Annotated in this window: 14 protein-coding genes and 4 pseudogenes; all 18 read left to right on the plus strand. The window is 59.9% G+C overall.

Annotated features, from left to right (window positions below):
• Positions 1–188: 188 nt before the first annotated feature.
• The 18 genes and pseudogenes from NKK50_RS30760 to NKK50_RS30845 all read left to right on the plus strand — a co-directional run bounded on the left by NKK50_RS30760 (position 189) and on the right by NKK50_RS30845 (position 21,830).
• Positions 189–1,703: a M81 family metallopeptidase gene (locus NKK50_RS30760; RefSeq protein WP_352544323.1), complete on the plus strand. Its 1,515-nt coding sequence runs from the start codon at positions 189–191 to the stop codon at positions 1,701–1,703.
• A gap of 51 nt (positions 1,704–1,754) precedes the next feature.
• Complete coding sequence (locus NKK50_RS30765; RefSeq protein WP_352544334.1) at positions 1,755–3,353, plus strand: ABC transporter substrate-binding protein; 1,599 nt, start codon at positions 1,755–1,757, stop codon at positions 3,351–3,353.
• Positions 3,353–4,294, plus strand: coding sequence for an ABC transporter permease (locus NKK50_RS30770; RefSeq protein ID WP_352544324.1), 942 nt, complete (start codon positions 3,353–3,355; stop codon positions 4,292–4,294). Before NKK50_RS30765 ends, NKK50_RS30770 begins: the two co-directional genes overlap by 1 nt.
• Position 4,295: 1 nt before the next feature.
• Complete coding sequence (locus NKK50_RS30775; RefSeq protein ID WP_352544325.1) at positions 4,296–5,177, plus strand: ABC transporter permease; 882 nt, start codon at positions 4,296–4,298, stop codon at positions 5,175–5,177.
• Positions 5,178–5,184: 7 nt separating this feature from the next.
• Complete coding sequence (locus tag NKK50_RS30780) at positions 5,185–6,186, plus strand: ABC transporter ATP-binding protein (protein WP_352544335.1); 1,002 nt, start codon at positions 5,185–5,187, stop codon at positions 6,184–6,186.
• A complete protein-coding gene (locus NKK50_RS30785) occupies positions 6,183–7,232 on the plus strand; it encodes an ABC transporter ATP-binding protein (RefSeq protein ID WP_352544326.1) in 1,050 nt (349 codons plus the stop codon). Before NKK50_RS30780 ends, NKK50_RS30785 begins: the two co-directional genes overlap by 4 nt.
• Before the next feature lie 709 nt (positions 7,233–7,941).
• Complete coding sequence (locus NKK50_RS30790; RefSeq protein ID WP_352544327.1) at positions 7,942–10,179, plus strand: FAD-dependent oxidoreductase; 2,238 nt, start codon at positions 7,942–7,944, stop codon at positions 10,177–10,179.
• Positions 10,180–10,796: 617 nt separating this feature from the next.
• A pseudogene (locus NKK50_RS30795) lies at positions 10,797–11,207 on the plus strand (transposase); the annotation flags it as partial.
• A gap of 343 nt (positions 11,208–11,550) precedes the next feature.
• Positions 11,551–12,084 carry a transposase gene (locus tag NKK50_RS30800; protein ID WP_352544336.1) on the plus strand — a complete coding sequence of 178 codons (534 nt, stop codon included), beginning with the start codon at positions 11,551–11,553 and terminating at the stop codon, positions 12,082–12,084.
• 306 nt (positions 12,085–12,390) lie between these two features.
• Positions 12,391–13,343 (plus strand): annotated as a pseudogene (locus NKK50_RS30805) (IS256 family transposase).
• Between the two features lie 555 nt (positions 13,344–13,898).
• Positions 13,899–14,597 carry a CoA transferase subunit A gene (locus tag NKK50_RS30810; protein ID WP_352544328.1) on the plus strand — a complete coding sequence of 233 codons (699 nt, stop codon included), beginning with the start codon at positions 13,899–13,901 and terminating at the stop codon, positions 14,595–14,597.
• 16 nt (positions 14,598–14,613) lie between these two features.
• Positions 14,614–15,243 carry a 3-oxoacid CoA-transferase subunit B gene (locus NKK50_RS30815; protein WP_352544329.1) on the plus strand — a complete coding sequence of 210 codons (630 nt, stop codon included), beginning with the start codon at positions 14,614–14,616 and terminating at the stop codon, positions 15,241–15,243.
• Positions 15,244–15,291: 48 nt separating this feature from the next.
• Positions 15,292–16,476 carry an acetyl-CoA C-acetyltransferase gene (locus tag NKK50_RS30820; protein ID WP_352544330.1) on the plus strand — a complete coding sequence of 395 codons (1,185 nt, stop codon included), beginning with the start codon at positions 15,292–15,294 and terminating at the stop codon, positions 16,474–16,476.
• A 232-nt stretch (positions 16,477–16,708) separates the two neighbouring features.
• Positions 16,709–18,065: pseudogene (locus NKK50_RS30825) on the plus strand (Glu/Leu/Phe/Val family dehydrogenase).
• 370 nt (positions 18,066–18,435) lie between these two features.
• Positions 18,436–19,606 (plus strand): annotated as a pseudogene (locus NKK50_RS30830) (IS110 family RNA-guided transposase).
• 288 nt (positions 19,607–19,894) lie between these two features.
• Positions 19,895–20,188, plus strand: a complete 294-nt coding sequence (locus tag NKK50_RS30835; RefSeq protein WP_352544332.1) for a hypothetical protein — start codon at positions 19,895–19,897, stop codon at positions 20,186–20,188.
• Between the two features lie 468 nt (positions 20,189–20,656).
• Complete coding sequence (locus NKK50_RS31440) at positions 20,657–20,950, plus strand: hypothetical protein (RefSeq protein WP_502896581.1); 294 nt, start codon at positions 20,657–20,659, stop codon at positions 20,948–20,950.
• Between the two features lie 79 nt (positions 20,951–21,029).
• Positions 21,030–21,830, plus strand: coding sequence for a class I SAM-dependent methyltransferase (locus NKK50_RS30845; RefSeq protein ID WP_352544333.1), 801 nt, complete (start codon positions 21,030–21,032; stop codon positions 21,828–21,830).
• The last annotated feature ends 950 nt before the right edge of the window (positions 21,831–22,780 follow it).

Below are 22,780 nucleotides of genomic sequence, written 5' to 3' on the forward strand. Positions count from 1 at the left end.
ACCGTGTCCATGGTCAATACCGACGACGAGTTCTCGGCGATGGAGAATGCTTTTGGCGTCTTTTTGGACCGATATGGCGAACTGGCTGATGACTTCGACTGACTGCCATACGATGAGGATTCAGTACCGGATTCCCGCATTCCCCCTAGCTGACTCGGCCACGACCTTACAAAACAGGGATTAATCGAGTGCCAGAAATCTCAAAGCCTTATCGCATTCTTGTTGCCCGTTTCTGCCACGAATCCCACAGGCTGAACCTAAGGCTTACCGACGAGGAGCTCTTCGTGGTGGAACGTGGCCACGACATCTTAAGATCGCCAGCCGGCGTGCTGAAGGGACTGACTGAAACGCTTGTCGCGGCGGGTGCCAGAATTGAACCGGTCTTTTCGGCAAACGGGGGCGCCGGTGGCCTTGTCGATCATGATTTCTTTGTGCGTATGCGCGATGAACTCATTGATGCAGTTCGACGCATCGAGCCTGATGCAATAGGTTTGGACCTTCATGGCGCGATGGGCACGACGGAAACGCCGGATGCTGAAGGCGACCTTCTCGAGGCGCTTCGCCATGTCGCCGGGCCCGATGTGCCGATCGGCATCGGCCTCGACCTTCATGGCCATATCACGCCCCGTATGCTCGACAACACCGACATTTGTATTGCCTGCAAGGAAAACCCTCATTCGGACTTTGTCGAATGTGGCCAGAAAGTTGCAGAACTTCTGATCGAGCAACTTGAAGGACGGCTGAAGCCGGTCACGGTTTCCGCGCGGGTGCCAATGATATTGCCCGGTGCGGCTGAAACCGCTTCCGGCCCGCTGGCCGAAATTCATGCAAAAGCACGCGAATACGCGGCTCTGCATCCATCGATTAGAGATATCTCGATCTACAACGTGTTCCGCTTTACCGATGATGACGAAATTGGCCAGGTTATCACCATTCTGAGCGATGGTCCCGACGCCGACACACCGTCCCTAGCGGTGGACCTTGCGACCCGCTTCTGGGTCGAACGTGAGCGCTTCAAGGACGATCTCCTGACAGTTGACGACGTCTTTGAGCGTGTGCGGAGTTCGCCGGATAAACGGCCATTTGCGATCGGCGATATGGGCGACCGGGTCGCTGCGGGGGCGCCGGGAGATGGCACTATTTTGCTTTCCGCAGCGCTCGATGGCTATCAGGGACTGCGCGGTGCAGTACCGATCACCGATCCCGTCGCAGCGGCTCGGGTGATAGAGGCTGGTGTAGGTGCAACTGTTACGCTGTCCGTCGGTGCAGGTTTCACGCCAGGATTCACGCCTCGATTGATCACCGGGCGAGTTGAACACGTGAGCGATGGAAATTTCGTTGTGGAGGGTCCCGTCGGCGGAGGCGACCTCTGTGCCATGGGACCAACGGCCGTTCTAAAGGTGGATGAACGCATCCATGTACTTTTGACCACAAAGCCGGCCGATACTACTGATCCGGCTGCTTTCACGAGCCAGAATATAGTTATCGAAAATCTTGATTTCATAGTTGTTAAATCGGGCTTTCACTTCGCTCTCAATTTCGCCGGTCTCGCTACACCAGTGCTCGTGAATACTCCCGGCGTTGGCTACTACAGAAAAAATCAGTTCGACTACCCGAAGTCGCGCTTCTGGCCCGAGCACGATATTGCCAGTCCCGAAATCACCGCCCGGCGGCATTCTGCCGGCGCTTCCATAAGAATATAGCCAATGCTCTTGGATGAGCACCAGAAGACAAAAAAAGAGGAGGAACAGAACATGACAATCTCTAGACGTAACTTGATCAAGGCAGGCATGGCCGCCGGAACGGCATTATCAATGCCATCAATGCTTCGGGCGCAGGCATCACCAGATGACGCTCGGGCGGTGCGAATGGTGATGGCTGACCTCACGGTCTTCGATCCGATTCTATCAACGGCTGACATCACACGCATGCATGGCTTTGCGGTTTATGACACGCTGTTCGCACCTGACCTCAAAGGGGCACCGCAGCCGCAAATGGTGGAAAAGTGGGGCGTTTCCGACGACAAGAAGACATACACGTTCCAACTCCGCGACGGCCTAACCTTCCATGATGGCAGCCCAGTCACCGGAGCGGACTGTGTGGCCTCGATACGACGCTGGGGCCAGGCGGACGCTGGTGGAAAGCTAATCATGGCCAGGGCCAAGGATATTTCGAAAAAAGACGAGAAGACCTTCGCGATCGCTCTTAAGGAGCCACTGGGGATTCTAGTTGATGCGCTGGTGGAGGGACTTTACCTAGCTATCATGCAGGAGAAAGATGCAGATCGTCCCGCCACCGAGCAAGTCACTTCGAATATCGGATCTGGGCCGTTCAAATTCAATGAGGCTCTAGCCAAGCCTGGCGCAAGCTTCACCTACGACCGAAATGAACAATATGTACCCCGCTTGGAACCCGCCGACGGGTTCGCCGGCGGAAAGGTAGTCAAGGTCGATCGAGCGATCTGGCAAGTTATTTCCGATCAACAGACCGCTTTAGCGGCCTTGCAGGCAGGTGAGACTGACCTCGTCTGGACGCCACCCGCCGATCTCTACCCGGTGATCGAAAGCGATCCGAATCTTGAGCTCCAAGTTCTAAGTACGGCGAGCGCAACAATGTTCGTGCGCATGAATTTTTTACAGCCACCATTCGACAATGTAAAAGCGCGACAGGCGGTGCTTCACTTGGTCGATCAGGAGGCGTTCATGCGCGTCGCGTATCCGGACCCAAGATTCACCCAAACAGTGTCTTCTATATTTGGAAACAGTCCCGTTTATTCCAATGATGAGAATACCGGATGGTTCAGAAAGGGTGGCGATCCTGAAAAGGCCAGGCAACTTTTGCAGGAAGCTGGATATGCCGGCGAGAAAATAGTCATCCTCCAACCCACGGACTGGCCGGAGGCCAGCAATGCCTCGCAACTTCTGGCGGACATGCTGCGCAAGATTGGAGGCAACGCCGCACTCGAGCCGATGTCCTTTAGTGAGCTTACCCAGCGTCGGGCGAACAAGGGTCCCGTCGAGAATGGGGGCTGGAACATCTTCATCTCTGACTATAGCGGGTACAATCCGGTCAACACTCCCTTCTTGCTCGCTAATGGCGAAGAGGCCTATTTCGGCTGGCCGAAGAACGAGGAATATGAGGCTCTTCGGGCCAAATGGGTAGATGTCGGAACGATGGAAGAGCGCAAGGCGTTGGCCCGCAAAATGCAAAAAGTATGGTGGGACTTCGTCGGCGGCGTTCTGCTGGGGCGCTCTGTCTATCCAGTTGCCCACCGGAAGGCGCTTACCGGCCTCCTCGAGGTCCCTGGCAATTACGGTTTCCCAATGTGGAACATGCAGAAAGCTTCCACTTGATGGGTGCCTACATCCTGCGCAGGATGGTCTCGACTATCGCCGTCATGGCGGTGGTCGGAATCTTCATCTTCCTGCTTCTCAGGCTGGCGCCGGGCGATCCGGCGGCCATTATTGCCGGCAGGTCGGCAACGGCGGATGTGATCGCCGGCATCCGCGAGCAGCTGGGCCTGAACGATCCTATGCCGGTTCAGTTCATACGTTGGGTGCGGGACATGCTCGGCGGCGATTTCGGCACCTCGATTTTCACTGGGCGACCGGTTCTCCAACTGATATCGCAGCGACTGGAGCCAACCCTTTCCCTGTCGATCCTGACCATGATCCTTTCGGTGACAGTCGGGGTCTCTTTCGGCATCCTTGCCGCGTGGGAAACTGGCGGGCTCGTCGACCGCCTCCTCGCCGCCTTTTCGGCACTTGGTTATTCCGTCCCTGTTTTTGTCATCGGCTATTTTTTCATTTATTTCTTCGCCATCAGGATGCATTGGCTGCCGGTCCAGGGGTACGTCCCGATCGATGGTGGCCTCGGCCCTTGGTTTGTGCACCTGATACTGCCAACCGTAGCGTTGGGGCTCGGCTACATTGCATTCATCGCGCGGGTTACGCGGGCGAGCATGCTTGAGGTCCTGTCGGAAGACTATATGCGAACGGCCGCGGCCAAGGGTGCTTCGTCCTATGCCATGCTTTTCCACCATGCCTTGAAAAATGCCGGCGTCCCCATCCTGACCGTCATCGGCATTAGCTTCGCCTATCTGATCGGCGGAGTCGTCCTCACGGAAACGGTGTTCAACATACCCGGTATCGGTCGTCTGGTCGTCGATGCGATCAACAATCGCGACTATCCCATAATCCAGAGCGTACTCATCCTGACTTCGGGTCTGTACGTCTTGATCAACCTCACGGTCGATGTTGCCTATACGCTGATCGATCCCCGAATCCGGTACTGATATGACGCTCCTCTCCGCACCAGTTGAATACGTCCCTACGGGCCGTCTGCGACTATCTGACCTGCCTCGTCTGGCAAGGCGGCATCCGCTTGTTCTTGCAGGCGGCGGCCTCCTGGCGCTCCTGATCATTCTGGCGCTCGCCGCCCCGCTTTACGCCGGAGATCCGGTGAACATGGATCCATTCAAGCGCCTCCAGCCGCCTTCCGCCGAGATGTGGTTCGGTAGCGACAATCTGGGCCGGGACGTGTTTGCCCGAACGATCTTCGGCGCTCGGATCTCCCTCATGGTTGGACTGCTGTCGGCGGCGTGCGCGGCTCTTGCTGGGCTTTTGATCGGTGTCATCGCCGGCTATAGCCGCAGCTTCGACAATGTCGTCATGCGGGTCATGGACGGCCTGATGTCCATCCCGACCATTTTGCTGGCGGTTGCCCTAATCTCGCTGACAGGCCCCGGCATCGGCATCCTCATCGTCGCCATCGCGATCCCGGAGACCCCAGCCGTCGCGCGGCTGGTTCGTTCTGTGGTTCTGGGTGTTCGTGAGCGTCCCTATGTGGAGGCCGCGCTCTGCGGCGGTGCGCGCCTGCCCAAGGTGCTGTGGCGGCATATCCTGCCAAGCACCATTCCGGCCCTAATGGTCCAGGGCGCTACCGTCTGCGCCAGCGCGATCCTGACGGAGGCAGGGCTGAGCTTCCTCGGCGTTGGCGTGCCGCCCGAGATCCCCAGCTGGGGCAACATGATCGCCAGTTCGCGCTTGTATCTTGCTATCGCCCCATTGACGATCTTCGCCCCCGGTATCTGTCTTGCCGTCACGGTCCTTGCTGTCAACCTGCTCGGCGACGGTCTGCGCGACCTGTTCGATCCCCGCGCCAAGCGGAGGCGCTAACGTGCAGATGCATCAAACCGGAGGGAACGATGTGCTTCTCGACGTTCGCGACCTTGAAACGCACTTTTACGGCGAGGAAAGCGTCACCCGCGCCCTGGGCGGCATCAGCTTCCAGGTGAAGAAAGGAGAAACGCTCGGCGTCGTCGGCGAATCTGGATGCGGAAAGAGCGTCACCGCTCTCTCCATTCTTCGCCTGCTGCCGAAGCTGACCGCCAGGACTGTCGGTGGCGAGGTCCGCTTTCACGGGCGCGATATCCTTGAGCTGTCCGACCGCGAGATGCGACAGATCCGCGGCGATCAGATCGCTATGATCTTCCAAGAGCCGATGACGAGCCTGAATCCGGTCTATACGGTCGGCCACCAGATCGCCGAGGCGGTGCAGATCCACACCAAGGCCTCGCGGTCCGTTGCCATGGTGAAGGCCGAGGAGATGCTTCGCCTCGTCCGCATCGCCGACCCCGAGCGGCGCGTCAACAATTACCCCCACGAAATATCAGGGGGCATGCGCCAGCGCGCCATGATCGCCATGGCTCTTGCCTGTTCTCCGGAACTATTGATCGCCGACGAGCCGACGACTGCGCTTGACGTCACCATCCAGGCACAAATCCTGCGGCTCATTGTCGATTTGAAAGAGCGAACGGGCACGGCCGTCATGTTCATCACGCATGACCTCGGCGTTGTAGCCGAGACCTGCCAGCGCGTAATTGTGATGTATGCCGGCCGAATCGTAGAACAAGCGAGCGTGATAGATCTGTTTGCGCGTCCGGCGCATCCCTACACTCAGGGGCTCATGCGATCGGTGCCTGACCGTCGGCGCGGCCGCCAGCGCCGCCTTCCAGAAATCCCCGGCATTGTCCCAAGCCTGCGCGAGCCCATTGTGGGCTGCAGCTTCGCGCCTCGCTGTCCGTTCGCAATAGATATTTGCCGCGAAAAGAGGCCCCCCCTGCGTGATGTTGGGTCGAGCCATGCCGCGGCTTGCTGGCGCGCCGAAGAGGTGATGGGCGCATGAGTAATCCTTTGCTGAAAGTCGAGAACCTGACCAAGCACTATCCGCTTGGCTCAGGAATCTTCGAGAAAAGCATTCCGGTGATCCGGGCAGTGGAGGATGTATCCTTTTCCGTTGAGGCGGGTGAGACACTCTGTATCGTCGGTGAATCCGGCTGTGGCAAGTCCACGGTGGCGCGGCTCCTGATGCGCCTCGTTGAGCCGACGGGTGGGCGCGTACTGATCGACGGGACCGATATTGCCGGTCTCAAGAAAGACGCGCTTCACGCGTGGCGCCGTCGGATGCAGATGGTCTTTCAGGATCCTTACTCGTCGCTAAATCCGCGCCTCACGGCCGGGCAAATTATTACCGAACCCGTCGAGAATTTTGAACGTCTCAGCCGTAAGCAGCGCAACGCGCTTGCCTCGGACCTTCTCCGAAAAGTCGGAATGTCGCCCGAAATGATGCACAGGCTCCCTTCCGAATTGTCGGGCGGTCAGCGCCAGCGGCTCGGCATTGCACGCGCCCTGTCGCTCAACCCCTCGCTCATCATCGCCGACGAGGCAGTGTCAGCCCTCGACGTCTCCGTGCAGGCGCAGATCCTGAACCTGCTCCTGGATCTCCAGCAGCAGATGGGCATCGCCTTCGTCTTCATCTCGCACGATCTTGGCGTCGTGGAGCATATCGCGCATCGCGTTGCGGTCATGTACTTGGGGCGGATCGTGGAGCTCACCCCGAGCGAGGCGCTGTTCGCCAAACCGGTCCATCCCTACACCGAGGCGCTGATCGCGGCAGCTCCGGTGCCGGATCCGACGCGGGTTCGGCTGGAGGCGCCCGTGGAAGGCGAGGTGCCGAGCCCCATCAATCCGCCAAAGGGATGCGCGTTTCATCCGCGTTGCCCGCTCGCGATCGAGCGATGCCGCATTGAGGTTCCGCCTTTGGTGCCGATGGCAGACGGGCGCGTCGTCGCCTGCCATGTGCGCGCTCCGGCGACAAAGGTCTCGGAAGAGCCGGCTGTGGCGGCCAAATCTGGGTCTGTCGCAAGTTCCAGTGCTCAAGGGCGTTGGTGACGTAAACGCCTGGGGGGATCTTCGCACTCCTTGCTTGTCACGACGACAAAACTTAATGGCGTTGTACCTTCAGATCTGGCTCAACAAATCGGCTGTAGCAGATCATCCGGAGAAGTGACAACCGACCGGCTGGAATACTGTTCACCTCGGACGGCCAGCGCGATCGGGCGATGAACAATAAGCAACTTGCAACGTTTATAACTCTGATGGACCGGATGGCTACTGACCGCGCTCACCATCGTGCAGTACTTCATCGATTTGGTCCTGTGGATTCCACTGTTCACACCGAGCACCAAGCCGCGCAGGCATCGCTGCAGAATAGAATCAATACCGGTTACTTTCGCCAAAACACCAAAGAGCCAGCGAGCTCGCCTCAAATCTGCATAATCTCAACGCAGCCGTCACCAGCCTCGATTGCTACGACCGCGGTCTCAACCGGACCTATGCGGAGATGGTTAGCCATTACGGCACCCCGCTACCCGCTGCAGCGGAAGGATGTTCTGGCGCTGCTTCAATGGCTTGGAAATGAGATAGAGTTCGGCCATGACGTACAGCATAGTCAGAAGAACGACGCCGCTGATTCAAGAGCCACCTGCGAGGCGCTCTATCATAACTAACCTGGAGCCTTCATAACAAAACAAGGATGATTTTTCAATCGTATGGGACTTAGAGTTCGAGACCGTAAATCGATACAAGCGAGAGCATACCTATGTCTAGAATTCCCTCCCACGCTCAAGTCGTCGTGATCGGCGCAGGAGCGGTCGGTGCGAGCGTGGCCTATCACCTCACGAAACTGGACTGGACAGACATTGTAGTCTTAGAGCGCAACGCCATCGGAAGTGGCACCACTTGGCATTCCGCTGCTGGATTTACAGCGACCAGCGTGAATCCTGCCGATCTTCGGAAATTCCGCTATGCGCAGAGCGAAATTCAGCGCATCGAGGAGGAGTCGGGCCTTAGCGTTGGCCGAAAAGTAATTGGACGGATGGTCTTCTCCTACCACGAAGAGAGTATGGCCGAATTTCGTCGAATGTCAGCTCACGGAAGAAGCGCAGACATTCGCCTTGAAACTCTGACTCCTGATGAAACGCTAAATTTGTTGCCCATTTTGTCGCCGGGTGGGCTGCTCGGCGGCCTATGGAATCCTGACGCTTACCGCGTCGATCCGGCGGGGTTCACAGAAGCGTTGTTGCGCTTAGCGCGGCGCCATGGAGCGAAGGTGTTCGAGAACGCCCGAGTCACCTCGATTACATCAGATAACTCCCGAATCCGAGCGGTATCGACGGAAGAGGGGGACATAAATTGCGAGATTGTTATTAACTGCGCAGGGGTTTGGGCGCGAGAGATTGCAGCTATGGTGGATTTGTCTCTGCCCATAGTCGCAAACGAACATTTCTATGTGATTACAAAGCCAATTGAAGGATTACCAAAAAATCTTCCAGGCTTTCGCTCTGATGGCGAACTCTTTTACGGACGTGAGGAGGTCGGGGGATTGCTACTCGGGGTGTTCGATCAGAATGCAAAGACAATGAACCTTTCGGATCTACCAAGCGATTTTTCTTTTGGCCTTCTCCCCGAATGCTGGGAGCAGCTCACCCCATACGTTGATAGAATTGTCGAGCGACTTCCGATCTTTTCTTCAGCTGAGATAAAAACATTTATTAATGGACCAGAAGCTTTCACGCCCGATCATCGATACATCCTCGGCGAGGCAAACCAGACAAAGGGTTTTTATACACTGGCCGGCATGAATTCCGGGGGTATTGCTGGAAGCCTCATGGCAGGCCGGCAGATCGCCGAGCTAATCACGCAGGGCGCCCCAACTGAGGATCTAACGGACGTTGATATATGCCGGTTTCAAGGATTTGAAGGGTCGGAAGAATGGCTGCGTCTTACTGGTCCTGATCTAACTAGCTCGGGCTATTTCTTCTCGAAGTCCGCACAAATATCCGAAACCAGAGACGTACGGCTATCTCCAGTTCATTCTCTGCTTCAGGCGCAGGGCGCTAATTTCCAGCCGGTTTGTGGCTGGGAAGTCGCAACATCGTTTGGCAACCCTGACAACGACCAGACCTCCAGCGAGGTTTCGCTGCTCTGTTCAGCCGCTGGTTTGGTGGACCAAAGTTATTTCGGCAAGATACGCGTCAGAGGCTACGGAACGACGGATGAGCTAAGAAAAATAGCTTCCGAGTGGTCGCCTGAGAACGGAAGCACTGCCAAGAAGTTGACGTTGATGAATTCGCGAGGCGGCGTTGAAAGCATACCCACCGCGCTTCCACTGGGCTCGGACGATTGGCTGCTCCTTGCGGAGCCAGCTGAGGCTCCGGCGCTCCATCGGCTCTTATCGCGTGTGGCGAGGGCGAGCACGATTAGTGATGAGACCTCAGGTTGGGCGCAGTTTTTGATCGCCGGAGCAGCAGCAGAAAAAGTCATGTGCGCGCTCAAAGGCTTCGACAAACTTGCGGAGACACATAGAGGCTATATCGGCGTAGTTCCTGTGACGATAGCGCCGGTGGATTCAGAATTTATCATTCTCTGCGCGACGGAATATGCGATCACCCTTTATCAATCCGTGCTGCAGCACGGTAAGTCCGGCCTCGCACAGTTCACCCCAGTTGGTGCATCGGCAGTCGAGCAGCTGCGAGTAGCCAAAGGAATTGTTCGATGGGGGCGGGATGTCAACGCATATTTTCCTGCGGTGCTCGGCCCCACTGAGACTGAGAAGGTCACCAGGATTGTAGTACTGCGAACTGTCGAAGCGGCACCGGCGGAGCCGCAGATTCATGCTCCAGTTTGGTCGGATAATGTTTGTATTGGAAATGTTACATCGATTGCGAAAGCGCCGAGCGGCTCGGAAATGATCGTGATAGCAAGGATTCTTGGAAAGCTGGACAAGGACGTTTGGATCGACACTGGAGCTGGTATGGTCCGCGTTGAAGTAACGTAATTCCATTTTTTCTGGCGGGCAACAAGTCCAGAGGTTCCACGCCCTGACGAAGTTTTCGAGACGGCCGACAGAAGAATTGGGAAGAGGGGGCCTGATGTGTCGCGCTCCGCTGTTGCAAGGGGAGGGCGCCGAGCCCTCCTCGATCCGCCTGCGACTCCTCAGTCTCTCGGAGCGCAAAGCCATGCTTCTTGCCCAAAAGGAGTTGCAGCCCGAGGATCTGGAAGCCGATGCCGGCGAAGGCGCTGGCGTCGGAGATGGCGGCGCCGTCTTCGGCGGTCGGCGATGACCTTCCTTTTGAAGTCGACGTCCCACCCAACGCAGCGCCAGGATCGCATCATCGATCTATCAGTCGATCGCCATCGTTGCAGGACAGCCCCGGCCGGGCCAGATGGCCACATACCGGGGCACGCAAAGCAGCAACACTGACCGGTCGGGCTGGTGGCCCGTGGCCCGCTCGTGTCCCACCAGGTAGATGCTATGGGGCGAGCGGCGAGGGTGTGGCATCCTTCGCTGTTTCAACCGCCATCAGAAGGAGGCGTCCCATGTCGCAATCTTTTGACACGAGCCGGTCCCTTACCGCTCTTAAACAGGATAACACGATCATCGCCGTCATCGAAATGAGCAAGGCGAAGTGGCTCGTCGCTGCGCTTATTCCAGGTCTCAAGCGCCAGCCCCTCAAGAAGATCGATGCCGTCGCGCCAGCACTGTTGAAGCTACTGCAGCGCTGGCGCGACGAAGCCGGCCGGGCCGGGCACACGGTCCAGCGGATCGCCGTCGCCTACGAGGCGGCCGGCGACGGCTTCTGGCTGGCGCGCTGGTTGCGGGCGCACGGCATCGAGGCCTATGCCATCCATCCCTCGAGCGTTCCGGTGTCGCGCGAGCACCGCCGCGCCAAGACCGATCGTCTCGACACCGAGCTTTTGATGCGCGCTTTTCTCGGCTGGCTGCGCGGCGAGAAACGCCATTGCTCCATGGCGGCGATCCCGACACTCGAAGAGGAGGACGCGCGGCGGCCGAACCGCGAGCGGGGGACCCTGGTCGGCGAGCAGACGCGGCTCATCAACCGCATCAAGGCGATCCTCGCCCGCTTCGGCGTCCGCTTCCGGCTGAGCCTGCGCCAGGCGGCGGACAGGCTGGAGAGCATCCGAACGGCGGAGGGAACGCCGCTGCCGGACAACACCCGCGCCGAGCTCTACCGCTTCCTTGAGCGGCTCAACCTCGTGCGCGCGCAGATCCGCGCCATCGAACAGGAGCGCCTGCGCCGGCTGGCGGCGGCTCCGGCTGCGGCGAACGGCCCGCACGCGATGGTTCGCCTGCTCGCGCGGATCATCGGCATCGGCGTCGAAGACCGCCGACATGCTGGTCAACGAGATGCTGTCGCGCAAGCTGCGCGACCGCCGCGCCGTGGCGCGCTACGCAGGCCTCACGGGGTCGCCGGACGAGAGCGGCAAACGCCGCCGCGAGAAAGGGCTGGCGCGCGCCGGCAATGCCCGCGTGCGGCGCGGCATGATCCAGTTGGCCTGGCGCTTTCTCCTCTTCCAGAAGGACAGCGACCTCGCCCGATGGTTCCAGGCACGCACGACCGACGGCCGCAAAACCACGCGCACACCCCAATTGGCAGGCCCGCAGCAGGGTCTGCGGATGACGATCCGAGGTGGCGGCAACCCGAAGCTACACATGGTCGTTCGGACCGCCGACGTAGAATGGGCCCCGCCGCCCCGGAGCTTCGCCACCGATGCGCATGCTGCATCATGGTCAGATCCACTGCGATCTACCGCATACAAGTCTGCCGCGCGACCTTCGCGCCTGGCTCGGCGAGCTCGCCTCGGAAATCTGTCGTCGGCATTTGGCCCCACCGGAACGGGCTCCACCCGACCCGGCAAAGCCGGCCGCCCATGCTCGTGACCGTCAAGGACAAGTCGCTTCGCGATGGCCTGCAGCCACCCTTGACCGTCACTGCGCGCGGCGGCCAGTTCGAAGCCAGGTCGGCACGAGGAGATGGTCGCCAATCGGCCGAACGAGGAGATGAGGAAACGAACCAGGAGCAAGCTTGACAATCATCGCCCCATACAGGTGTAGCTCGGCGGTAGCGAAGCCGCTCACGAGCGCGCCGTTAGTAGCGCTGTAGCGAGCGAGCGGCGTGTGGGTGGTCATCGGCGCTTTCCGGTATGGTTTGGTTGTTGACGCCAACCCATTTCGGAAGGACCACCGATGGCCGACGACATGATGAACCTGCGCACGCTCGTGGAGAAGACCCCGGATGCCGATCTGCTGCGGGAGATGATCGGCTTTGCCGCCGAGCGACTGATGGAAATGGAGGTGGGCGCGGCCACCGGCGCCAGCTATGGCGAGAAGAACCCGCTGCGGCTCGCCCAGCGCAATGGCTACCGCGACCGGGACTGGGAGACGCGGGCCGGCACGGTCGAGCTGCGCATCCCGAAGCTCAGGAAGGGAAGCTACTTCCCAGGTTTCCTCGAACCGCGCCGCATGGCCGAGAAGGCGCTAACCGCCGTCATCCAGGAAGCTTATGTGCAAGGCATCTCGACCCGGTCGGTTGACGACCTGGTCAAGGCCATGGGTATGAGCGGCATATCCAAGAGCCAGGTCTCGCGGCTGTGCGAGGAGATCGACGGGAAGGTGAAGGCCTTCCTCGAGCGGCCGATCGAGGGCGATTGGCCATACCTGTGGATCGACGCCACTTACCTGAAGGTCCGCCGCGGTGGGCAGATCGTCTCGGTCGCCGTTATCATCGCCGTCGGCGTCAACGCGGACGGCCGGCGCGAGGTACTGGGCATGGAGATTGGCACCTCGGAGGCCGAGCCGTCTGGACAGTGTTCCTGCGCAAGCTGACACGTCGCGGCCTGCGCGGCGTCAAGCTCGTCGTCTCCGATGCTCACGAAGGCCTCAAGGGGGCCGTCACCAAGGAACATCACGCCAAGCTCCACTCGACGAATCCGATCGAACGTCTCAACGGCGAGATCAAGCGGCGCACCGAGGTCGTCGGAATCTTCCCGAACGACGATGCGATCGTGCGCCTCGTCGGCGCAATCCTGCTCGAACAGAACGATGAATGGGCAGTGCAGCGGGCCAGATATATGACTCTGGAAACGATCAGCCAGATGAGGGATGATCCCCTGATCAGCCTGCCAGCCGTGGCGCGCTGATCAGCCCGGCCCATGCCGGAGAGCACGGCGACTAATGCCGCCAGCTACTCCACGCCGCGGGACACGATCGGGTGGCCCCCTAAACATCTAATCCTAAGAAAATCTCGAAAGCGTGCCATAGCACCGGTAGCCAAAAGGTTCCAACAGTCCCGCTATCAATCATGTTGTACAAAAGGGGAAGGGCGGGCGCGCTCGCTACCGGCGCCGCCTCCGGAGTGGGCCGATACAATGCCTATCCATGAATCGGCCTGCGGCCACGCGGGATGGTCTGAGAGTCGCCCAGATCATAAATCGTCGCCGCTCGGAATAACTTTCGTTTGTCGCGCGCGAGGGCCATTCCGATTAGATTTAGACCGCCAGGTATTGTTTCATGTCCGATGGGCACAAAAGTCGCCGTGACACGCACTGCCGCAGCTCGCACGGGGACAATGCGCAATATCTGACGCTTTCGCGAGGCTATCCGCAACGACCACAATGAATACCTATTCGGGCGGCGCGATCGGCAAGGCGACTCGCGTCAATAATGAATTTCTAACCAATACTTAGGCAAGCTACGTGAACAAGCTCTATAGCGATACTGGCAAGGCTCTGGAAGGTGTGTTGTTTGACGGCATGTTGATTGCGGCAGGAGGTTTTGGGCTGTGCGGCATTCCGGAGCTCTTGATAAGTGCAGTCCGTGAAGCGGGCACTAAGCACCTAACGATTGCATCGAACAACTGCGGGGTCGATGATTTCGGCCTCGGTGTACTCCTGAAAACGAAGCAGATCAAGAAGATGATCTCGTCCTATGTCGGCGAGAACGCCGAGTTCATGCGCCAGTACCTGACCGGTGAACTGGAGCTCGAATTCAGTCCGCAGGGGACGTTGGCTGAGCGAATGCGCGCAGGCGGCGCGGGCATCGCCGGCTTCTATACCAAGACCGGCGTGGGCACTCTGGTCGCGGAGGGCAAGGAGCACAAAAGCTTTAACGGCGAGACGTATGTGCTTGAAACCGGCATCTTTGCCGACTTGTCAATTGTGAAGGCGTGGAAGGCTGATACCTCCGGCAACCTCGTCTTTCGCATGACAGCACGCAACTTCAACCCGCCAGCTGCCACCTGCGGAAGGGTTTGCGTCGCGGAGGTCGAGGAGATCGTACCTGCCGGAAGCCTCGATCCTGATCAGATCCACCTGCCCGGAATCTATGTGCATCGCCTTGTCCAGGGCGAGCACGAGAAACGCATCGAACAGCGCACGACACGCGCGGCAGCTTAAGGGCAGGGAGAGACCAATGGCTTGGGACAGGAACCAGATGGCGGCGCGGGCCGCGCGCGAACTTGAAGACGGCACCTACGTCAATCTCGGCATCGGTATTCCGACACTGGTCGCCAATCACATTCCCGAGGGTGTTCACGTGACGCTGCAGTCGGAGAACGGCCTGCTTGGCATAGGTCCCTTCCCGACCGAAGACGAGGTCGACGCCGACCTCATCAATGCCGGCAAACAGACGGTGACGGCACTGCCGCATTCGGCCTTCTTCGACTCCGCGCAGAGCTTCGCAATGATCCGCGGCGGCAAGATAGCCATGGCTATCCTCGGCGCGATGGAAGTTTCGGAGAGCGGTGACCTCGCCAACTGGATGATCCCAGGCAAGCTGGTTAAGGGCATGGGCGGGGCGATGGACCTGGTTGCCGGGGTCAAGCGGGTGGTGGTCGTCATGGACCACACCAACAAAGGCGGAGAGTCGAAGGTGCTGAAGGCCTGCACGCTGCCGCTTACCGGCCAGCGCGTGGTCGATCGCATCATCACCAATCTTGGCGTGCTCGATGTCGTCGAGGGCGGGCTAAAGCTCGTGCAGTGCGCCGACGGCGTGACCGACGACCACCTCCGCGGCGCGACCGAAGCAACGATCGTCAACTGAAACGGGTGTGCTGGCTGGTGTCGCGAGTTCCAAAATAGAGGAAGCAATATGAGCAAAACCTCAATCGTCGTTGCCAGCGCCGCACGCACGGCTGTCGGCTCCTTCAACGGCGCCTTCGCCGCCACCCCGGCGCATGAGCTTGGCGCCGTCGTGATCAGGGAGCTTTTGGCGCGCGCCGGCGTCGAGCCGGGTGAAGTCGACGAGGTCATTCTCGGCCAGGTGCTGACCGCCGCGCAGGGCCAGAACCCCGCCCGCCAGGCGTCGATCAATGCCGGCCTGCCCAAGGAGACCACCGCCTGGGGGCTCAACCAGGTTTGCGGCTCTGGCCTGCGCGCCATCGCGCTCGGCATGCAGCAGATCGCCGCCGGCGACGCCACTGTGATCATCGCCGGCGGCCAGGAATCGATGTCGCTGTCGCCGCACGCCGAGCACCTGCGCGCCGGCGTCAAGATGGGCGACTACAAGATGATCGATACCATGATCAAGGACGGGTTGTGGGACGCCTTCAATGGCTACCACATGGGCAACACCGCCGAGAACGTCGCCCGCCAGTTCCAGATCACCCGCGACGACCAGGACCAGTTTGCGCTGGCCTCGCAAAACAAGGCCGAGGCCGCGCAGAAGGCCGGCAAGTTCAAGGACGAGATCGTCGCCTTCACGATCAAGGGCAGGAAGGGCGACACTGTCGTCGACCAGGACGAGTACATCCGCCACGGCGCCACCATCGACGCCATGTCCAAGCTGAAGCCGGCTTTCGACAAGGACGGCACCGTGACCGCCGCCAACGCGTCGGGCATCAATGACGGCGCCGCCGGCGCGCTGCTGATGAGCGAGGCTGAAGCCACAAGGCGCGGCATCACCCCGCTGGTGCGCATCGCCTCATGGGCGACGGCCGGCGTCGATCCGGCGATCATGGGCACCGGACCTATTCCCGCCTCGAAGCGGGCGCTCGAGAAGGCCGGCTGGTCGGTCAAGGACCTCGACCTTGTCGAGGCCAATGAAGCCTTCGCTGCGCAGGCCTGCGCCGTCAACAAGGGCATGGGCTGGGATACGTCGATCGTCAACGTCAATGGCGGCGCCATCGCCATCGGCCATCCGATCGGCGCGTCGGGCGCCCGCGTCTTCAACACGCTGGTTTTCGAGATGCGCCGCCGCGGCGCCAAGAAGGGCCTTGCCACGCTGTGCATCGGCGGCGGCATGGGCGTCGCTCTGTGCGTGGAGGCCCTGACCTGAATGTCGAGATTTGACCTGCAACTCCCTAGACCGTCAAAGGAGATATGGACCGTGTGCAAAGACAGTTTGCGAGCTTCGTATGGGCCTGGCGAGGATCATCGAGCGGCGATCGTGAAAACCCCATCACCCGTCGGCTTTAACGCCGCAACCACTGGCACGTCCTCTCGAGACGAGCAATGATAGCCTCCACCACGAGTGTCTGCAGAGCGTAGACAAGAATTTCCGTCACGCGATGTCCTTCCTCGAGCTTCCGGAAAGGCTTGCCGAGCGGATCGTTCAATGCAACTCGACCTACACCGTACGTTTTGGTGTCAGGCTGCGCGGCCGCATGTATAGCTTTGTCGGGTGGCGCTCGGTGCACAGCGAACATTGCGAGCCGGTCAAGGGCGGCATCCGCTTTGCGCCCGATGCCGATGCCGAAGAGGTAGAGGCGCTTGCAGCCCTTATGACGCTCAAATGCTCACTGGCCGATGTGCCTTTCGGAGGATCAAAAGGCGCTCTCAAGATTGATCCGCGCGAATGGACACCCCAAGAACTCGAGCGGATTACCCGCCGGTTCACTCAGGAGCTGAACAAACGCGGTCTGATCGGCCCCGGGCTCAACGTACCTGCTCCGGACGTGGGCACCGGCGAGCGGGAAATGGCCTGGATGATGGACGAATTCCGTCGTGCCAACCCTACCGACGTCATCAATGCGCGCGCTTGCGTGACGGGGAAGCCGCTGTCCAAAGGAGGAATCGCCGGACGCATAGAGGCGACAGGCCGCGGCGTGCAGTTCGCCATCCAAAGTTATCTTGGCGATCCGCGTACGCCCGGGATTGCGGGACGGCGAGATTTGAAGGCGGCAACTGTGGTCGTTCAGGGGTTTGGCAATGTGGGCTACCACGCTGCCAAATTCCTCTCAGAAGAAGATGGCGCGCGCGTTCTAGTCATTGCCGAACGCGACGGATATGTCGCCAACCCAGAAGGCCTTCCCGTCGAGGCGTTGAAGCAGCATCACATATGCACCGGCAGCATTCTAGGTTTTGACGGTGCCAAGTCCTTCCCGGGCGACATGACGGGAATCGAGGAAGCGTGCGACATCCTTATTCCCGCGGCGATGGAGAATGCCATTCACAGTGAAAATGCCGAGCGCATCAAAGCGCACTTCATTGTCGAAGCCGCAAATGGACCGATCACCTTTCAGGCCGACCAGATACTGCGCTCGAGAGGCGTGACAATCCTTCCTGATCTCTACGTCAACGCGGGCGGCGTGGTGGTAAGCTACTTCGAGTGGGTGAAGAACCTGACCCACATTCAGTTCGGCTTGATGGAGAGGCGGCGGCGGGAGCGGCGCAACCACACGATCGCCACTGCGCTCGAGCGGATGACAGGCAACCCGTTTCCCGCCGAAATGCGCGACGAATTTCTTGAAGGGGGTGCCGAGATTGATTTGGTTCGCTCGGGCCTGGAAGACATCATGCGCAGCACTTGGGTAAATATAGCCGACCTGCTAGAGGCACAGCCGGAGCTCGGCGACTACAGAACGGGGTGCCCACGTCGTCTCTATTCGCCGGATCGCCGCCGCCTACGAGGCGATAGGGATTTGAGCGCGAGAATTCTGACAAGGCTCAATTCTTGTCGCAGCGGTCCAGTCTCTCCCATTGACTGGGGCCTTTGCGCGGCGCGCCCTGCCGGTATTCCTCCCTACCGGCAGGGCGCTTTTCTAAGTAGTCGCCCGTGAAGAAAGCCATTTCGGCACAGTGTTGAAGGCGAGCCCCGCTTCAGAGGCTATCCGGTTGAGCTGCGGAAGTCAGGCTGATCGTGGCTGGGCCGGTGAGGCCGGAGGGGTTGCGAAGCAGGCCAGGAAGAAGGCAAACAAAAGCCAGTTGAGCAAGAGGCTGAAGATGATATGGGGCGAGCGGCGAGGGTGTGGCATCCTTCGGCGTCCCAAGAACATCCAGCAGAAGGAGTGTCCCAATGTCGCAATCTTTTGACGCGAGCCGGTCCCTCACCGCTCTTGAGCAGGATAACACGATCATCGCCGTCATCGAAATGAGCAAGGCGAAGTGGCTGGTCGCCGCGCTTGTTCCGGGTCCCAAACGCCAGCCGCTCAAGAAGCTCGATGCCGATGCGCCAGCACTGTTGAAGCTGTTGCAGCGCTGGCGCGACGAAGCCGGCCAGGCTGGGCATCCGCTCAAGCGCATCGCCGTCGCCTATGAGGCGGCTGGCGACGGCTTCTGGTTGGCGCGCCTTTTGCGGGCGCACGGCATCGAGGCATACGGCCATCCATCCCGCCAGCGTTGCGGTGTCGCGCGAGCACCGCCGCGCCAAGACCGATCGCCTCGACACCGAGCTGTTGATGCGTGCCTTTCTTGGCTGGCTGCGCGGCGAGAAGCGCCATTGCTCCATGGCTGCGATCCCGACCATCGAAGAGGAGGACGCGCGACGGCCGAGCCGCGAGCGGGAGAGCCTGGTCGGCGAGCAGACGCGGCTCGTCAACCGCATCAAGGCGGTCCTCACCCGCCGCGGCATCCGCAGCCTCCGCTTGAGCCTGCGCAGCGCGGCGGACAGGCTCGCGGCCATCCGCACGGCGGAGGGGACGCCGTTGCCGAACAACACCTGCGCCGAGCTCTCCCGCTTGCTTGCGCGGCTCAGCCTGGTGCGTGAGCAGATCCGCACCATCGAGCAGGAACGCCTGCGCCGGCTGGCGGCCGCCCCGGTTGCGGCGGCGAGCGGCCTGCACGCGATGGTACGCCTCATCGCGCGGATAATCGGCATCGGCGTCGAGACGGCCGACATGCTGGTCCACGAGGCCCTGTCGCGCTGCTTGCGCGATCGCCGCGCCGTGGCGCGCTATGCCGGGCTGACGGGGTCGCCGGACGAGAGCGGCCAACGCCGGCGCGAGAAGGGGTTGGCACGCTTCGGCAATGCCCGCGTGAGGCGCGGCATGATTCAACTGGCGTGGCGGGTTCTGAGCTTCCAGAAGGACAGCGACCTCGCCCAATGGTACCAGGCGCGAACGGCTGATGGCCGCAAAACCACACGCAAGACGATGATCGTGGCGCTGGCTCGCAAGCTGCTGATTGCGCTGTGGCGTCTCGTCACCACCGGCGAGGTGCCGCAGGGCGTCGTCTTGCGTGCGGCGTGATGAGGGGCACGTTGGAAGAGCAGAACAAGGCCGTTCTGAAGAATGGGACCGCCGCCCCGGAGCTTCGCCACCGATGCGCATGCTGCATCATGGTTCAGATCCACAGGGGATCTACCGCATACAAGTCTGCCGCGCGACCTTCGCGCCTGGCTCGGCGAGCTCGCCTCGGAATCTGTCGTCGGCGTTTTGGCCCCCGCAACAAAGGGGCTCACCCGACCCGACAAGGCCTACCGCCGTGCTCGTGGCCGTCAAGGACAAGTCGCTGCGCGATGGGCCTGCGGCCCACCCTTGACCGTCACTGCGCGCGGCGGCCCGTTCGAAGCCCAAGGTCGGGACGAGGAGATGGTCGCCAACTGGCCGAACCAGGAGATGAGGAAACGAACGAAGAGTAAGCTTGACGATCATCGCCCCCATACAGGTGTAGCCGATGGCGGCGATCATGGCGTTGTTGGCGTCGCCTTCGGAGAAGGTCAGGAAGTTGCGGCCCATGCGGTGATCCTGCTTGAGATGGCCAATGACCGGTTCGACGGCGGCCCGGCGTCGCAGCGACCGCTTGATAGCTTGGTGAGGCCGCGCCTGTAGCCGGCGACATGGACCTTGAACATCTTGTCCTTCGGCGCGTTGTGGTGAAGCGTGAAGCGGCAGATGTATGGGATCTCCTGCAGGCCAGATTGGTGCGGGAGGATAGCCGGCATCATCGAGATTGCGTCAGACCCCAATGTAATGCGCGGCGGTCAGCGTTCGCCCGGGCGGAGCTGGTCAGGGTTGGGCACCATGCATTGGCCTGCGTGGTATCCGCGACGATAGCCTGCTGATTGGTCGCTACCGTCGATGCGCCGCGGTCCGGTCCGACACATGACGTGCCAGCGCGTTTGTGAAGAACCGCTTGGCCGAGGACAGACCACTCTGCTCTTCTGAACAATAATTGTCGCGTGTCTGACATCGAAGAATCGGTATGAGCCCCACGATATTGTTTTAAATGAGTATCTCGATGGCACGATGCATGCATGGTTGTCCGTAAACGTATCACGACGCGAGGAGAATCGTCCAATGACCGCGCTCAATACAACGCTGTTGCCGCCGTCAATACATCTCTTTCCCAAGCTCAGCCTGGGCGAGGCTTGCCGGTCGGTCGATCTCTCCACCATTCATTGCTGGATTGTTCACTTCTCGCCTCAACTGCTGGAAGGGTCCAACCGGCCGCTGCGAACCGTCACTAGCAAGTGGCAGACTGATGAGGCTACATCGAGATCCGCGGTCGTCGTATGTACCCAAGCCTTTACACTAGCGTCGCCGAGTCCCAGCAAGAAGGCGGCTCGCTCCATGCGTATCCGCAACGGATAGCGACCCTTTTACACAATGTTGTCTGGCCAAAAAGGCCAGTTCGCAACGGATCCTACAGAGCCCAATCGTGGAGAGTACTTTGAAACGGTTTTACGACGACGCCGACAATTCAATTTTTGTTCAGTCCTACGACGCCTTCTATAGCCCTAAGATGCCGCAGACGCCGGTCGGGGACATCGATTTTTACGCCGGGGTTGCGCGTGAAGCCGGCGGAAACGTGCTCGAACTGGCATGTGGAACCGGGCGAGTGGCATTGCCGCTCGCAGAGCTTGGCTTCAATGTCACCGGAGTCGATCTATCGGAGGGCCTACTTTCAATTGCGAAGCACAAGGTAGCCAGGATTCCTACCGCGGCGCAACAACGACTACGGTTTGTGCAGCAGGACATGACAGACCTTGAACTTGGTGAGCTTTTCGATGTCGTTTTGGTGCCCTTTCACTCGTTTCAGTACCTTCTGACAAGTGACTTGCAGATCAGTGCATTGGAGGCCATTCACCGGCACATTCGGCCCGGCGGCAGGCTCGTGCTCGATCTTGACGACTCCCACGTTGACATCCTGTCGGAAAAACTGGTGATTCCCCGGTCGCGCACTGCCATAGACGAGCCCAGCGGGCGGCGGTTTGTCCGACAACTACTGAACACCCATTATGATCTCTTTGCTCAGATACAGCGCGATGTCTGGCGCTTTTCGGAAGTTGGAGATAAGGGGGAAACATTGCGCGAGGAGACGCGTGATCTGGTGCTGCGTTGGACGTATCGTTGGGAACTGCGCCACTTGCTGGCGCGCAGCGCCTTTTCGGTTGAGGCAGAGTACAGCGATTATCTGTATTCTCCGCCGACTTATGGGAAGGAGCTATTGGTGGTCGCAAGGGTTGGCTAACCGCCTTGCTGTACGGCGATGAGCTTGCGGCCTCGGCACTCCTGGGCGATGGCGATGGAAGCGGAGACGACGCGGCCTGCGAAAGGGGCCCGAGAAGAAGGTTTGGCGCATCGATCTTAGTGCGTTGCGATGCGTCCCCAATCCATGGGGCTTGGCGAAGATTCTCGAACCTGTGCCGCTGGTGAAAGAGGAGTTTGTCGTGGTCGTAAGGGACTTTGCGGCTGCGGTTGGACTGCGTGCAGGGCACGATGCCCTCTGGCTTGGAGTTCTTCGCGGAACCAGGCGCCGTCGTATCCGCGATCAGGCTTGAAGCGGGCGGCAGGGCGTCGAGGACGAGACAGGCGCCCCTTGTGGTTGCTCTCTGGCCTTCCGACGATCGGCCGACCGTCGGTGTCGCAGACGGCATACAGCTTGGAGTTCAGCCCGCCCTTGATGCGCCCGATACGGCGGGGAACATCCCCTTTTTTGCAGCGGTAGGTCTTCAAAGTTCTGCGATATACCTTAACATAAACTTAAAGGATGTTTATGCAGTTTGCTCGATATATATTGTATGGTCTCGCGTTTTGATATTAATGTCGCTCATTCGCAGATCATAAGGTAAGGAAATACTACGATTGTATTCTCTGATGATGCACAGCAAAGAGGGGCTAAGCTGATCACGCGTCGCCGTATTAGCACCGCCTTCGTGGAATGATCGTCGATCGGCCAACTCTCCAGAGTCAAGGGTGAAGGCCAGAGGGAGCGACTGGTTGAGCGAGTGTGCAAAGCAGGCGGATTGGCTCATGCTGCACAGGGCCGTATGCATTCTGATGCAGCTTGGAAACTCGGGCGAGAGGGAACCTTCTACGATGCAGCAGTCCGCAGAAACCAAGTCTACGATCAACGACGCCGTTGCGCATGAGCAGCGTGTTTATGAAAGCTCAAACCCGACGAGCAGACAGAAATTTGAG

This window comes from Mesorhizobium sp. M0001 (assembly GCF_040324255.1).
In the GTDB taxonomy this organism is placed as follows: Bacteria; Pseudomonadota; Alphaproteobacteria; order Rhizobiales; family Rhizobiaceae; genus Mesorhizobium.